At 68.7% G+C, this 15534-nt stretch carries 9 protein-coding genes; 8 read left to right on the top strand and 1 reads right to left on the bottom strand.

Annotated elements, in window-relative coordinates; all coding sequences use genetic code 11:
• Positions 1-5: 5 nt before the first annotated feature.
• Complete coding sequence (locus E3T37_RS11065; protein ID WP_241976073.1) at positions 6-770, top strand: GntR family transcriptional regulator; 765 nt, start codon at positions 6-8, stop codon at positions 768-770.
• Between the two features lie 140 nt (positions 771-910).
• Here E3T37_RS11065 and E3T37_RS11060 read toward each other — a convergent pair whose 3' ends face one another.
• Positions 911-2134: a hypothetical protein gene (locus tag E3T37_RS11060; protein WP_134366832.1), complete on the bottom strand. Its 1224-nt coding sequence runs from the start codon at positions 2132-2134 to the stop codon at positions 911-913.
• 768 nt (positions 2135-2902) lie between these two features.
• On the opposite strand from E3T37_RS11060, the gene E3T37_RS11055 reads away from it, so the two are divergent.
• The 7 genes from E3T37_RS11055 (at position 2903) to E3T37_RS11025 (ending at position 15496) form a co-directional block, all read left to right on the top strand.
• Entirely contained in the window at positions 2903-5428 is a 2526-nt protein-coding gene (locus E3T37_RS11055) for an ATP-dependent Clp protease ATP-binding subunit (protein ID WP_134366831.1), read from the top strand.
• Between the two features lie 227 nt (positions 5429-5655).
• Positions 5656-6162: an amino-acid N-acetyltransferase gene (locus E3T37_RS11050; RefSeq protein ID WP_134366856.1), complete on the top strand. Its 507-nt coding sequence runs from the start codon at positions 5656-5658 to the stop codon at positions 6160-6162.
• Positions 6163-6423: 261 nt separating this feature from the next.
• Positions 6424-11118: an ExeM/NucH family extracellular endonuclease gene (locus E3T37_RS11045; protein WP_241994562.1), complete on the top strand. Its 4695-nt coding sequence runs from the start codon at positions 6424-6426 to the stop codon at positions 11116-11118.
• A 121-nt stretch (positions 11119-11239) separates the two neighbouring features.
• Positions 11240-11872, top strand: a complete 633-nt coding sequence (locus E3T37_RS11040; protein ID WP_134366829.1) for a hypothetical protein — start codon at positions 11240-11242, stop codon at positions 11870-11872.
• 21 nt (positions 11873-11893) lie between these two features.
• On the top strand, positions 11894-12328 hold the full coding sequence (locus tag E3T37_RS11035; protein ID WP_241976069.1) for a dehydrogenase: 435 nt from the start codon (positions 11894-11896) through the stop codon (positions 12326-12328).
• A gap of 196 nt (positions 12329-12524) precedes the next feature.
• Positions 12525-14036, top strand: a complete 1512-nt coding sequence (locus E3T37_RS11030) for a diguanylate cyclase (protein ID WP_134366827.1) — start codon at positions 12525-12527, stop codon at positions 14034-14036.
• Between the two features lie 125 nt (positions 14037-14161).
• The gene (locus tag E3T37_RS11025) at positions 14162-15496 is read left to right on the top strand and encodes an HNH endonuclease signature motif containing protein (protein WP_134366826.1); all 1335 of its coding nucleotides are present in this window, start codon (positions 14162-14164) and stop codon (positions 15494-15496) included.
• Positions 15497-15534 lie beyond the last annotated feature (38 nt).

The raw sequence follows: 15534 nt of genomic DNA, 5'->3' as shown, positions 1-15534 counted from the left end.
CAGCCGTGGCAGCACCTGCCCAGCCAGGCGCACGCGCTCATGATCCGTCTGAATCGGCCCCGCGCAGGCCGCTCTGGGAGAGCATCGGCGCGGACCTCGCGGTTCGCGTTGCCCGGGGAGAATTCGCGGACGGATTCCCCGGTGAGCTGGAACTGGCCGCGACCTATGGCGTCAGCCGGGGTACGATCCGCAGCGCCCTTCGCCCGCTCAGGGAGACGGGGTCGGTTACCGCTCAGAGGGGCAGGAAGCCCCGGGTGATCGTGGGCGGCCTGGGCAGCGCCTTCGGCCCGGTCTACAGCCTGTTCGCATCCGTGCAGGAATCCGGGATGACCCAGCGCAGCGTTGTTCTGGAGCGCCGGCTGGTCACCGATCCGGCCGTCGCCGAACGCCTCTCGCTGCCGCCGGCCCAGGAGTTGTTCAAATTGTCTCGATTGCGTCTCGCAGACGAGGAGCCGTTCGCGGTCGATCACGTCTGGCTCCCCGCTGACCGGGTCCGCCCGCTCCTGAGCGTCGACTTCGCCGCAACCGCGCTCTACAAGGAGCTGCGCGAGCGATGTGGCATCACCGTGGACGGCGGGGTTGAGGAGCTACGCGCCGACACCGCCTCGGCTCTGGACGTCGAACGTCTCGGCTGCGCCCCCGGAGCCCCTATTTTTCGGATCGAGAGAATCGGCTACCAGCGCGGAGCCGCCGTTGAACTGCGTTGCAGCCACATTCTGGGCGAGCGGTACTCCGTGACCGCCACCTTCGGGGCGGGCGTGCCCTCGTAGGCCGATGTGCAGTGCCGTGCCGGGTGCGGGCTAGTCGACGTCGTCGCGGCTGGGCGGGGGCGGCCCGGAGCCGACGGCCTCTGAGCCCACCGGCCCCGCTCCAACCGTGACACCCTCAGCCGGTATTTCGGCCGTCTCGGTCAGGTCGGTCGGTTCCGTCGGCGCGTCGGGAGTGAGGGGCGGCACCTCGTCCGGCGGGCGCTGCAGCAGCTCGAGCAGCAGCACCACCAGAAGGGCGAGCACGCGGTCCAGATGATCACGGCCGGGGTGAGCGGTCGCCAGAAGATCGCGACCGCGGCGGCCGCCACGCCGACCGCTGCCCGGATGTAGCGCCGGGCCCGGTAGAGCCAGACGCCAGCCCGCCCGGTGGTCACGCCGCTCCGCGCGGCGGAGCCGCGCAGGCTTCGGGCCCCGTCGCGGGTCAGGCGACGAACGGCGATCGCCCCGCGGAACGGGCCGGCCAGGTACGCGACCACGGCGACGGTCACCGCGGCCAGGCCCACCGACAGCGCGGTGGCGTACACGAGCGGCACGAGCGGCACGAGCGCGTCATAGACGGTGCCGGCGAGGTCGGCCGGCAGATCGGCGGGCGATATAGCGTTGACGAAGAGGATGCGGCCGACGGAGATCCCCGCGGCCAGCAGAGCCATCGAGAGACCGAGAGTCACGCCCGCCCAGATCAGGGCGCGCGACTTGCGCCTGGCCACGAGCACGCCGGCGGCGATCAACAGCAGGCTCACCCAGGGCAGCACGGCGCCGAGAACGTCGAGGAGCTGGTACGCGGTTCGGGCCTGCACGAGGGCATCCGCCTGCGCGATCGGGATCGTGCGATCGACCTCCGGGATGTTCGCGGCCAGGCCGAAGCCCTGCGCCACAAGCTGCTTCTTCACCTCGGCGATGATCGGCCCGAGCTGGATCCCGACCTCGCCGGTGCCGCTGATCACGAGCGCGGAGGAGGTCTCGCCCTCCAGCGCCGCGACGATCTGGGTGTGGCTGAGCCGCAGGGCTTCCTCCCAGACCTGCGCGAACGCATTCGAGGTGACGACCCGCTCGGCGCCGGAACGGATGAGGGATTCCACTCCGCGCACGGCCGGCGCCTCCAGCAGGGCGAGGGCGTCCTGCGCCCGGGGCGGCAGGTTGAGGCTCGAGAGCCCGTCGAAGAGGTCTTTCGTCACCCCCTGGATATCGACCTTCTCGTCGACGACGGTGACGATCTCATCGACCAGGTAGGCCTGGAATGCGGGATCGTCGGCCAGCGGCGCAACGGTGGCCACGAACGTGTTGGTGTCAGTCACCACGTTGCGGGTCCAGTGGGCCACCACGGCGACCGGCGCCAGCAGAACGCCGACGGTGACCAGCAGCACCGCCAGGAACGCGCGCCATCGGTGGCGGGAAGGGGGAGGAGTGCGGGGGGGGGGGGGGGGNGGGGGGGGGGCGGCGAGGCCGGGAAGGGGAACGGTCTCTGCGCCGGCCGCCGCGGCGGCCTCTGCGGCGTCGAGGTGCTCTCGCAGCCGCGCATTCTCGGATGACAGCCGGGCCAGCGCCGCTTCCGTGCTTTCCGCCGCAGCCGTGCTTTCCGCTTCGGGACTTCCGGTCCGGTCCACTGCCTCCGCCTCTCGCCTGCGATTGTCACGGCCCCCCGGGGCGCGTTCCCCGCCACCGTTCGGAGTCATTATTGCGCTCGCCGGTCGATGCGTAAGGAGCGCGCGGCCGGCCGCGGCGGCGGGTACCTATGAGCCGCGACGGCGGGTGCCTATGAGCCGCGACGGCGGGTGCCTCGGCGGGTGCGCGGCGACATCCGTCACGCCTGCCCATGTCGCCCGCCCCCTGCCCACGCCGCACCCCTGCCCATGCCGCCCCCCGTACCCGCGCACCGCCGAGCTCGCCACTTCCGGTCGAGTTCGCCCGGCATGCCTGGCGAACTCGGCCGCAACGGTCGAACTCGGCGATCTCTCGGCCATGTCTCGGCGGGTGCCTCGGGGCCGCGGCGGCGGGCGCGGCGGCGGGTGCCTCGGCGGGTGCGCGGCGACATCCGTCACGCCTGCGGCGAACAGAGGCATGCATTTCAGGGTTCCCTCGTTACTCTCGATGTATCGGCGCCACAACTGCCCTGGCGCCAAGGGAGCGATCACATGTTTGAGAGATTTACCGACCGAGCTCGTCGCGTCGTCGTTTTGGCCCAGGAAGAGGCCAAGATGCTCAACCACAACTACATCGGTACCGAGCACATCCTGCTCGGCCTGATCCACGAAGGCGAGGGTGTCGCCGCCAAGGCCCTCGAGAGCTTGGGCATATCCCTCGACGCCGTGCGCGAGCAGGTGCAGGACATCATCGGCCAGGGCCAGCAGCAGCCGACCGGGCACATCCCGTTCACGCCGCGCGCTAAGAAGGTGCTCGAATTGAGTCTGCGCGAGGCGCTGCAGCTCGGCCACAACTACATCGGTACCGAGCACATTCTGCTCGGCCTCATCCGCGAGGGTGAAGGCGTTGCCGCCCAGGTGCTCGTTAAGCTCGGCGCCGACCTCAACCGGGTGCGCCAGCAGGTCATCCAGCTCCTGTCTGGATACCAGGGCAAGGAGCAGGTGCAGGTCGGCGCGAACGAGCAGGCGAGCGGTCCGGCGGGCAGCCAGATTCTCGACCAGTTCGGCCGGAACCTGACGCAGGCCGCCCGCGACAACAAACTCGACCCGGTCATCGGGCGCGAGAAAGAGATCGAACGGGTCATGCAGATCCTGTCCCGCAGGTCCAAGAACAACCCGGTTCTGATCGGTGAGCCCGGCGTCGGCAAGACGGCCGTCGTCGAGGGCCTCGCCCAGGCCATTGTCAAGGGCGATGTGCCCGAGACGCTGAAGGACAAGCAGCTCTACTCGCTCGACCTCGGCTCGCTCATCGCCGGCAGCCGCTACCGCGGTGACTTCGAGGAACGCCTGAAGAAGGTCACCAAGGAGATCCGCACCCGCGGCGACATCATCATCTTCATCGACGAGATCCACACCCTCGTCGGTGCCGGTGCCGCCGAGGGCGCGATCGACGCGGCCAGCATCCTGAAGCCTCTCCTCGCCCGCGGCGAGCTGCAGACCATCGGTGCCACCACGATCGACGAGTACCGCAAGCACTTTGAGAAGGATGCCGCGCTCGAGCGCCGCTTCCAGCCGATCCAGGTCGCCGAGCCGTCTCTGCCCCACACGATCAACATCCTCAAGGGGCTGCGCGACCGGTACGAGGCGCACCACAAGGTGTCCATCACCGACGGCGCCCTCGTGGCCGCGGCGAACCTCGCCGACCGCTACGTGTCCGACCGGTTCCTGCCGGACAAGGCCATCGACCTGATTGACGAGGCCGGCGCCCGCCTGCGCCTGTCGATCCTGTCGAGCCCGCCCGAGCTGCGCGAATTCGACGAGAAGATCGCCGTGGTGCGCGCCGCCAAGGAGACCGCGATCGAGGAGCAGGACTTCGAGAAGGCCGCCGGCCTGCGCGACGAGGAGAAGAACCTCCTCGGCGAGCGGCTGCGCCTCGAGAAGAAGTGGAAGTCGGGCGACGTCAAGACCACCGCCGTCGTCGACGAAGGACTGATCGCCGAGGTCCTGGCCCAGGCGACCGGCATCCCCGTCTTCAAGCTCACCGAAGAGGAGTCCTCGCGGCTCGTCTTCATGGAGAAGGCCCTGCACCAGCGCGTCATCGGTCAGGAGGAGGCCATCTCGGCGCTCGCCAAGACCATCCGCCGCACCCGTGCCGGCCTGAAGGACCCGAAGCGCCCGAGCGGTTCGTTCATCTTCGCCGGCCCCACCGGCGTCGGCAAGACCGAGCTGGCTAAGGCGCTCGCCGAGTTCCTCTTCGACGACGAGGCCGCCATGATCTCGCTCGACATGAGTGAGTACGGCGAGAAGCACACCGTGTCCCGACTGTTCGGCGCCCCTCCCGGGTTCGTCGGCTTCGAAGAGGGCGGCCAGCTCACCGAGAAGGTGCGCCGCAAGCCGTTCTCCGTGGTGCTGTTCGACGAGATCGAGAAGGCCCACCCCGACATCTTCAACTCCCTCCTCCAGATTCTGGAAGAGGGCCGGTTGACGGATGGCCAGGGTCGCGTCATCGACTTCAAGAACACCGTGATCATCATGACCACGAACCTCGGCACCAAGGACATCAGCGGCGCGCCCGTCGGTTTCCAGCTCGAGGGCGACACGGCCACCAGCTACGACCGGATGAGCGGCAAGGTCAAGGAAGAGCTGAAGAAGCACTTCAAGCCCGAGTTCCTCAACCGCGTGGACGAGGTCATCGTCTTCCCGCAGCTGACCAAGCCGGAACTGCTGCAGATCGTGGACCTGTTCATCAAGCGGCTGGGCGAGCGTCTGCTCGACCGCGACATGACGGTGGACCTGACCCTCGCGGTGAAGGAACACCTGATCGAGGTCGGCTTCGACCCCGCACTGGGTGCCCGGCCGCTGCGCCGCGCGATCCAGCGCGAGGTGGAGGACCGCCTGTCAGAGAAGATCCTGCAGGGCGAGCTCAACGCCGGCGACCACGTGCACGTGGACTACGTGGGCGGGGAGTACGTCTTCACCACGACCGTTCGCGCCTCAGCGGTCGGGGTCGGGGTCAACACGACGGCCGCGATCGGCACGGGGCCGGGCTCGCCCGACCTCGCGGTGACCAGCGACTAGCGCAACCCCGTTCAGAAGGGCCCGGCGGAGCATCCGCCGGGCCCTTCTGCGTTCTCGCCCGCCCCTTTCCACGTTCCGTCCCTCACCAATTCGACGGAGATTTTGCTTCTACAACCCTGTTTTGGGCCGGAAATGGGCATATCCGGCAAAATCTCCGTCGAATTGGTTCCTAGACTGGGAGATTGATGGTGCGGGATGAATCAGCAGGAAAGGCCGGTCGGCGACAGATGCAGGAGTATTCGGTTCGCCGGGCACGCACCACCGACGTGCCCCGCATCCAGGCCATCGTCGCGCCGCTGGTGCAGGAGCGCATCCTGCTCGGCAAGGAAAGCGTCGTCTTCTACGAGGCCGTGCAGGAATTCCGGGTGGTCGAAGATGCCGACGGCAACCTGATCGGCTGCGGCGCCCTGCACGTGATGTGGGAAGACCTCGGCGAGGTGCGCACTCTCGCCGTGACCGCCGACTGGCTGGGCCGCGGCGTCGGCCACGCACTGATGGACCGGCTCGAAGCGGATGCCCGCGAGCTCGGACTCAGCCGCCTGTTCTGCCTGACCTTCGAGGTGCCGTTCTTCGCCCGGCACGGCTTCAGCGACATGGGCTCCGAAACGGTGGACCCGCGGGTCTACGCCGAACTGGTGCGCTCGCACGACGAGGGCGTCGCCGAGTTCCTCGACCTGGCCCGCGTGAAGCCGAACACACTCGGCAATACCCGGATGGTCAAGCGGCTCGTCTGACCCGGAGCCGGGTGGACCGGACCGGCTCGTGCCGGCCTGCCAGCACAGTGAAGAGCAGAGTGAAGAGCGCACAGTACCCCTTCGGGCGGCGCTCATGTGGGGGTATTTTCGCATTCTTCTGCTCATTCGAGCAGAACGCCTGAATTCACCTTTTGTTATTTTGCAGGACGCTCAAGCAGGGCCCTGCCTCCGTAGCATTGCGATCAATGTCGTCGCCTACTTAGGGAACCCATGTCGCCTGCAGCACACAGCAGTTGGAAGTTGACTTTCGCCTCTCTCCTCGGCCTCGGCCTGGTCGCGAGCCCGCTCGTGGCGCTGCCGGCCGTCGCAGACGTCGGTGGCACCGGGGTCGTGATCAACGAGGCCTACCTGAACGGCGGCAGCGCCGGCGCCACCTACCTGAACAAGTTCGTCGAGCTCTACAACCCGACGGATGCCCTCGTCACCCTCGACGGCACCTCGCTGCAGTACCGCTCGGCCACCGGCACCACGAACCCGACCGCCGTGCTCCCGCTGACCGGGTCCATCCCGGCCAGGGGCTACTACCTCGTGCAGGGAAACTCGAACGCCGCCAACGGCGCCCCCCTCCCTACTCCGAACGCTTCTCTCTCTTCCTCCTTCGCTGGCGGCGGCGGAACCCTCTTCCTCGCCAACCAGACCACGGCGCTGACCGCTCCCCCCACGGGATCCCTGCTGAACGCACCCGGCGTCATCGACCTGATCGGGTACGGCTCGTCGCTCACGTTCGAGACCACGGCGGCGCCCGCGGCATCCGTCACCACCGCGCTCAGCCGCGCGACGGGCCTCGACACCGACGTCAACTCGGGCGACTTCACGCTCGCGGCCCCCACCCCGACCAACGCCGCCGGCGAGACCGCGGCCACCACCACGCCCACTCCGACCCCGGCGCCGACCACCCCGCCGGCGCCCGCCGCCGCGCTCCCGATCAATGAGATCCAGGGCAGCACGGATGCCGGCGCCCAGACCGGCAAGCTCGTCACCACGACCGGCGTGGTGACCGCCACCTACCCGGCCGGCGGCTTCAGGGGCTTCTACCTGCAGACCCCCGGCACCGGCGGCGCGGTCGATCTGACCACACACACCGCCTCGGACGGAATCTTCGTCTACACGAACGCGCTCGTCGCCCCCGTCACGGCCGGCGACTACGTCTCGGTGACCGGCACCGCGTCCGAGTTCTTCGGACTCACGCAGCTCACCGTCGGCGCGCTCAGCGACGTCACCGCCCTGGACAAGGCCGGAATCGTCGCCCCGGCACCCGCCACGGTCGGCCTTCCGGCCACGGATGCCGCGCGCGAGTCCCTCGAGGGCATGCTCCTGGCCCCCGCCGGCGCGTTCACCGTCACGAACAACTACTCGACCAACCAGTACGGCGAGATCGGCCTCGCCGCCGGGAGCACCCCGCTCGTCGGCCCGACCGTCACCGCCCGCCCGGGAACGGACGCGTACACCGCGGCCGTCGCCGCCAACAAGGCGCGCGCGGTCACCCTCGACGACGGCGCCACGACCAATTACCTCGGCAGCGCCACGAACAAGGGCCTCCCTGTTCCGTATCTGTCCACCGCGAACCCCGTGCGCATCGGTGCGGCCGTCACGTTCACGAAGCCGGTCATCTTCGACTTCCGCAACAGCAACTGGAAGTTCCAGCCGACCGCCGAGCTGGTGCCCGCGACCGCCGCCGCCGTGCAGCCCGCGACCTTCGCCAACACCCGCACAGCGGCGCCCAGACCGGTGGGCGGCGACATCCGTCTGGCCACCTTCAACGTGCTCAACTACTTCGCCACCACCGGTGACTCCATCACCGGCTGCACCTACTACACCGACCGGGCCGGCACGCCGATCACGGTCAACAGCGGCTGCGACGCCCGCGGCGCGGCCACCCAGGTCAGCTTCGAGCGCCAGCAGGCGAAGGTCGTCTCCGCGATCAACGCGCTCGACGCCCAGGTCGTCACGCTCGAGGAGATCGAGAACTCGGCCCGCTTCGGCAAGGACCGCGACTCCGCCCTCGCCAACCTCGTCGCCGCGCTGAACACCGCCGCGGGCAGCCCGGTCTGGGCCTTCGTGCCCTCACCGGCCGCCCTCCCGGTCAGCGAAGACGTCATCCGCACCGCGTTCATCTACAAGACCGCCGCCGTCGAGACTGTCGGCGGGTCGACCATCTTCGACCACGCCGCCTTCGTCAACGCCCGCCAGCCGCTCGCCCAGGCCTTCCAGCTGGTCGGCGACACCGGCAGCCGCTTCCTCGCGATCGTCAACCACTTCAAGTCGAAGGGGTCCGGAACCGGCGCCAACGCCGACACGGGCGACGGCCAGGGCGCCTCGAACCTGTCCCGTGTGAACCAGGCGACGGCGCTCGTCGGGTTCGCCGACTCGCTGAAGACCAGCACCGGCATCGCGCGCGTCTTCCTCACCGGTGACTTCAACGCCTACGACCAGGAAGACCCGATCAAGGTCATCACCGACGCCGGCTACCTCAGCGAGGAAGCCAAGAGCGGCGAGTACACCTACGCGTTCGGCGGCATGGTCGGCTCGCTCGACCACGTGTTCGCGTCGCCCGAGGCGGATGCCGCGGTCACAGATGTGGACGTCTGGAACATCAACTCGGTCGAGTCGGTCGCCCTGGAGTACAGCCGGTACAACAACAACGTCACCGACTTCTACCTGGCCGACGCGTTCCGCTCGTCCGACCACGACCCGGCCGTCGTCGGGTTGAACCTCGCCAGCCCCACCGACGTCGACATCAACCTGCTCAACATCAACGACTTCCACGGCCGCATCGACGCCAACACGGTCAAGTTCGCTGGAACGGTCGAGCAGCTCCGCGCGGAATACGGGGACGCGTCCACCCTGTTCCTCTCCGACGGTGACAACATCGGCGCCTCCCTGTTCGCCTCCGCCTCGCAGGGTGACAAACCCACCATCGACGTGCTGAACGCCCTCGACCTGAAGGCTTCGGCCGTGGGCAACCACGAGTTCGACCAGGGCTTCTCCGACCTGACCGGCCGCGTCGCCGACGCCGCCGACTTCGATTACCTGGGCGCGAACGTCTACCAGCTCGGCACCGAAACCCCGGCCATGCAGGAGTACGCCACCTACGTCGTCAACGGCGTCACGGTCGGCGTGATCGGCGCGGTCACCGAGGAGACCTCGGCGCTGGTCTCGCCGAACGGCATCGCCAGCCTGAGCTTCGGTGACCCGGTCGCCGCGGTCAACCGGGTCTCGGCCCAGCTCACCGACGGCAACCCCGCCAACGGCGAAGCCGATGTGCTGATCGCCGAGTACCACGAGGGGGCCAGCGCCGGAACGCCGGACGGCGCTTCCCTCGAGCAGGAGCTCGCCCTCACCGACAGCGCGTTCGCCCGGATCGTCACGCAGACCTCCGCCGAGGTCGACGCGATCTTCACCGGCCACACGCACAAGCAGTACGCGTGGAACGCCCAGCTCCCCGGTGCGGCCGCCGGGGTCACCCGCCCGGTGCTCCAGACCGGAAGCTACGGCGAGAACATCGGCCAGGTCGTGCTCAACTACGACGTTGCGTCCGGTGACACCACGACCGTGAAGAACCAGAACGTCAAGCGTTCGGTCACGGCCGACGCCACCCTGGTCGCCGCATACCCGCGGGTCGCCGCGGTGAAGACGATCACGGATGCCGCGCTCGCCCAGGCGGCCGTCATCGGCAACCAGCCGATCGGCTCGGTCACCGCCGACATCACCCGCGCCTGCCTCGGCGGCACCTCACCGTGCGCCGAGAACCGGGCCGCACCGTCTGCCATGGGCACGCTGGTGGCGAACTCCCTGCGCGAATCGCTGGCCGACCCGGCCAAGGGCGGCGCCGAAATCGGCGTGGTCAACCCGGGCGGCATGCGCGCCGAACTGCTGTACTCGCCGGACGGTGTCGTCACCTACGCCGAGGCCAACGCGGTGCTGCCGTTCCTGAACAACCTGTGGACGACCAGCCTCACCGGGGATCAGTTCAAGACCGTTCTGGAACAGCAGTGGCAGCGTGACGCGGCCGGCAACATCCCGAGCCGCCCGTACCTGCAGCTGGGGCTTTCCGACAACGTGAACTACACGTTCGACGCCACCCGGGCTGAGGGCGACCGCATCACGGGCATCTGGATCGACGGTTCGGCCATCGACCGGGCGCGCTCCTACCGGGTCGGCTCGTTCAACTTCCTGCTCACCGGCGGCGACAACTTCCGGGAGTTCAAGAATGGAACGGGCACGCGCGACTCCGGTCTGGTCGACCGGGACGCCTGGATCTCCTACCTCACGGCCAAGAGTCCAGTGGCACCGTCGTTCGCCGCCCGCCAGGCCAGCGTCACGGGCGTTCCGAGCGGGGCCGTCGAGCGCGGCGCCTCGGTCACGTTCACCGTGGGCGACCTGAACCTGAGCTCGCTCGGCGCCCCGAAGAACACGGCGCTGACGCTGCTCTGGTCCGGCAGCAGTGCCGGCCCGGGCACGGCAGCCGTCGACGCCTCCGGCAAGGCCGCGGTCACCGTCACGGTGCCGCAGGATGCCGCGGCGAACAGCGAGCTCGTTCTCACGGCCACGGAGTCCGGCACGATCGTGCGGGTGCCGATCACCGTGAACGTGCCGGTGCCGCCGGCGACCGATCCGACCGCCGCCAGCCCGAAGGCCCTGACCAAGGCAATCAAGGACAAGGTCGACACGTACGCGGCCGCCTACGCCGCGGGCGCCACGGTCACGGTCGACGTCGGAGCGGCGCACGCGGGCGAGTTCGTCTCGGTGTCGCTGCAGTCCAAGCCGGTCAAGAACCTGGGCGGCTGGCTGCTGGTGAACGCGAAGGGTGAGGTCAGCACGACACTGCCGGCCGACATCCGTGCAGGCAAGTACCAGCTCGTCGTGCAGGACGCGACCGGTGCCGTGCTCGGGTGGACCGAGATCACGGTTGCGAAGGTCAAGGCCCCTCGCTGACCATAGGACGTGCGCGGGCGCGGCCGAGCCTCTCCGGGCTCGGCCGCGCCTCTTCCTATATTCCCGCTCGACACGCTGAGCATTCCCCGGCGGCGCCGGTATACCTCGTTAGCCTTGGGTCATGTCGACGATCAAACATCCGGTCGGGCCCCAGTCCAGCAAGGTGTACTGGCGCCGTCGCCTCATCGTGGGTGTGGGCCTGCTCTTCGTGCTTGTCATTATCTTCCTGATCATCGTGCGGCCCGGTGCGGGCCCCGACGAGCAGGGCACCGCCCCGAAATCGGCGGCCAGCGCCGCAACGACGGATGCGCCGGCCGCCGCGGCGTCCGACCCGGCCGCCGGGGCATCCGCCTGCAACCCGGCGAGGGTGCAGGTGGAGGCCATCACCGACGCGGTCAGCTACGAGCCCGGACAGCAGCCGGCACTCTCGCTCAGCCTGACGAACACCGGCACCGAGCCCTGCGTGATCAACGTGGGAACGTCGAAGCAGGTCTTCACGATCTCCAGCGGCGCGGACGTCTACTGGACGTCCACCGACTGCCTCACCGACCCGGCCGACGCCGAGGTGACCCTCAAGCCCGGCCAGCCGGTGAGCTCGTCGGCCGCCATCGAGTGGGAGCGGGTGCGGTCGAGCCCGGACACCTGCGACGAGGCCACCCGCGACGCCGCGCCGGCCGGGGGAGCGGCGTACAACCTAAGCGTCTCCGTCGACGGGATCGAGTCGGCCACGCCGAAGCAGTTCTTCCTGTCCTGATCAACTGGTTGAATGGATGCCGTGACTGACGCGACTCCACCGACCCATTCCCTCGCCCTTGCCACTGCTCTGGCCGAGCAGGACGTGGTCGCCGTGGCCTACGCCCTGCGCAACGACGTGATGATCGTGCCCCAGCTGGTCGTCAACGGCCAGGCGGAGCAGGTGCGCGTGTTCGGGCGCGAGGGCACCGACCGGCGCATGCTGCTGCTCTTCTCCTCCGCCGAGAACTATGCCCGCATGGTGCCGGACGAGGTCGACCCGCAGGTGATGGTCGCCGACGGCCAGTGGCTGCGGGAGTTCCTCACCGTGCACAAGCAGGTGCTGGAGATGGTGTTCTTCGACATCGCCGGCCCGCACGTGATGCAGGCTGCCCCGGCCGACCTGTTGCGGGCTCTGGGTCCGCTCCCGGGCGAAGACGAACCCGCTCACAGCGACAGCGATGGCGACGGCGAGTAACTCGCCTCTTCTCCCCTCAGGCTGGGGGTTCGCAAACACCCGGCCGAGCAGGCGGCCCACGCTAGGCTGAGCGCGACAGTGTTCGGCCCGCTCTCACCAGCGGAGCATCCGACGGACTTTTCACGGTCTGCTTTCTGCATCTGTCAGGGAGCAGGACGTGGTGGTGGGGACTGTGCGTGGTCGGGACACCGCACGCTTGGCGCGCATTGAACGAGAGTTCTGGATCGACCGGGACGTGGCGCTCCAAGCCGCCGAGGAGTGGCTCGCGGAACTCGGCGAGGCAGACTCGGGGGCCACGTCGCGCCGCCTGATTGTGCTGATCGCCGCCGTGCGCATCCATCGCACCGACCCGGGCCAGATCGCCACCGATGTGCAGCAGATCCTGGGCTGGGCGGAACAGCACGGCGAGGTCGCGCTGCAGTCCCGGTGCCACGACGTTCTGGGCTCGGTCTTCGAGATGGTCGGCGATCGCGCCCTCGCGCTGGAGCATGCCGTCACAGCGAACGATCTGCTCGACGAGTCCGAGACTCCGCTGATGCGGGCCGCCGCCCGTAAGTGCCTCGCGGATGCCCTCGGCTCGGCAGGTTCTCTCGACGAGGCGCGGAGGCGGTATGACGATGCGCTGCGGCTGGTGATCGATGACCCGGAAACCAACATCCGTTACATCATCCTCAACAACCTGGCCTTCACGGAGCACCTGGCACACAACCAGGTCGAGGCCCTCGCCGCGGTCGACCGCCTGGTCGGTCTGTCGGAGCTCAGCGACCGCCAGATCGGGATGTCCGCCCGGGACACGATCGCGCGGATCTACCTGACGGTGGGTCGCATCGACGAGGCGGAGCAGATGCTGCTGACGGCCATGGACCCTGCCATCAGCGACGCGCACCCGGACAGCTCCGCGGCCGCCCTGGTCGCCCTGGCCCAGCTGTACCGCCTGGACGGGCGGCTCGAGAAGGCGCAGCTCGTGATCGACCGCTGCCGTGACATCGCCCAGCGCAACGGTCTCAATCGCTGGCTGACGGAAACGACCCGCGAGCAGGCCGAGACTCATGCCGCGAACGACGACTACCGCTTCGCGTTCGAGGCCTACCGCCACTACCACGAGCAGTTCGAGGCCCTCGGCGCGAGCGAGAACGAGGCGCGGGGACGCATCCTCGATGCCATGTTCCAGACCGCGGAGTCCCGTCGGGAGAGCGACCGGTATCGCGAGCTGGCCGAACGGGACCCGCTGACCGGGCTGCACAACCGGCGGTTCGTCGACGAGCACCTCGGTCTGGCCCTGATGAGGCTGCGGGAGGGCGGACCGGAACTGGCGGTCGCGATGCTCGACCTGGACCACTTCAAACGCATCAACGACACGTTCTCCCACGAGATCGGCGACGAGGTGCTGCGCGCGATCGGGCGCATCCTGATCGACGCCGTATGGGCCGTGCCGGGCGGGATCGCCGCGCGGCTGGGTGGCGAGGAATTCCTGCTGATCCTGCCGGAAACGGATGCGAACCAGGCCCGCGCCGTCTTCGACGAGCTCGGGCGAACCATCGCCGACTTCGACTGGTGGCCGATCACCGAGAACCTGCCCGTGACGGCGAGCATCGGCGTGGCGGTGGCGCCGCTCGACGGCGAACACACCTCGGACCTGCTGCGGGCCGCGGACACCCGCCTCTACGTAGCCAAGCAGGCCGGCCGAAACCAGGTCGTGCACGCTTAGCGCGGCCGCGTCCCCACCCTAGTTTGGACCCTGTCCGATCCCTCCACAATGTGGCCTTGATCGGGTTTTCCACCGTGTGCACGGATGCCGGGGGAGTGTCGGTGGGTGCCCGTAATCTGTCCCTCATGAAGCCGTCATTCATTGAAGAGCGTGAGGCCATGGGCCGGCATTTCGATGCCATCGCCGAGGCCGAGCGGGACCTCGCCGCGGCCTTCGCCCGGCGGGCGGAACGGGTCGAGGATGCCCGCCGATTCGGGCAGGCCATCGCCCGCACCGCGGCCCGGGGGCCGGGGGCCCGCTGGGACGCACGGGAGGTCGCCGAGCGGGAGTTCTCGAGCGAGCTGGCCTGCACGATCCGGGTGCCGCAGCGCACGGCGGAGAACCTGGTCGCGGAGAGCCGGGCCCTGGCCGTGGATCTCCCCGCGACCCGGGCTGCGCTGGCGTCGGGAGAGATCAGCTACCGGCACGCGCAGGTGGTGGTCAACCAGGCCTGGAGTGTCCCGGAAGAAGGTCGCGCGAAATTCGAAGCCGCGGTGTTGAAGTCGGCAGGCACTCTCACCGCGTCGAAGCTGAAGTACAACGCCCGGATTCTGCGAGAGCGGTGGCATCCGGAGACGATCAAGGCCCGGTACCAGAAGTCCGTGCTTGACCGGGCCGTGTTCTTCGAGCCCGAACAGGACGGCATGGCATCCCTCACCTTCTACGCCAGTGCGGAGAAGGCGCAGGCGGCTTACGAACGGGTGACGCTGATGGCCCTGAGCCTGCAGTGCGCCGAGGAGGAACGAACCCTGACCCAGTTGAAGGCGGACGTGTTCGAAGATCTCATCCTCGACGGGGTCACGCCGTCGGGACTCGGCAAGGGCATTCGGGGCTCGGTGAACATCACGGTCCCGGTGTTCAGCCTGATGGGTCTCACTGACGAACCCGCCCACCTGGAGGGGTACGGCCCGATCGACGCCGACACCGCGCGGCGAATCGCCGCCGGCGCACCGAGCTTCACCCGGCTTCTGGTGCACCCGGAGACCGGGGTGGTGCTCTCGGTCGGTCGAGACCGGTACAAGGTGCCCAAGGACCTCAAAAAGTATCTGCGGGTGAGGGACGAGACGTGCCGGTTCCCGGGCTGCAACCGTTCGACGGCCCATTCGGGCATCGACCATTCGTTGGATTGGCAGTTCAACGGTTTGACCGCCGAGGACAACCTCGCGCACCTGTGTCCGCCGTGCCATGCGCTGAAGAGCGAGACCGGGTGGAGCGTGAAACACCTCGAAAATGGCGTTCTGGAGTGGAGGTCACCGAGCGGGCGAGCATTTGTGACCGAGCCGGCCACGGTCATCCGTGCGGCGGCACCTGTGATGCCTGTGCAAGCTGTGACGCCTGTGCAAGCTGTGACGCCTGGGCACCCTGTGGCGCCGAATTCATTGGGATCACCCGAACCGCCCGGCGACCCCGCACCCTTCTGAGAGATTCGATCTGAGGCCTGAGCGATCCGAGGCTTCAG

The organism is Cryobacterium sp. TMT2-10 (genome assembly GCF_004403075.1).
Lineage (GTDB): Bacteria > Actinomycetota > Actinomycetes > Actinomycetales > Microbacteriaceae > Cryobacterium > Cryobacterium shii.
Note: the sequence above shows the minus strand (reverse complement) of the source record. Positions and strands in the feature narration are given on the sequence as shown.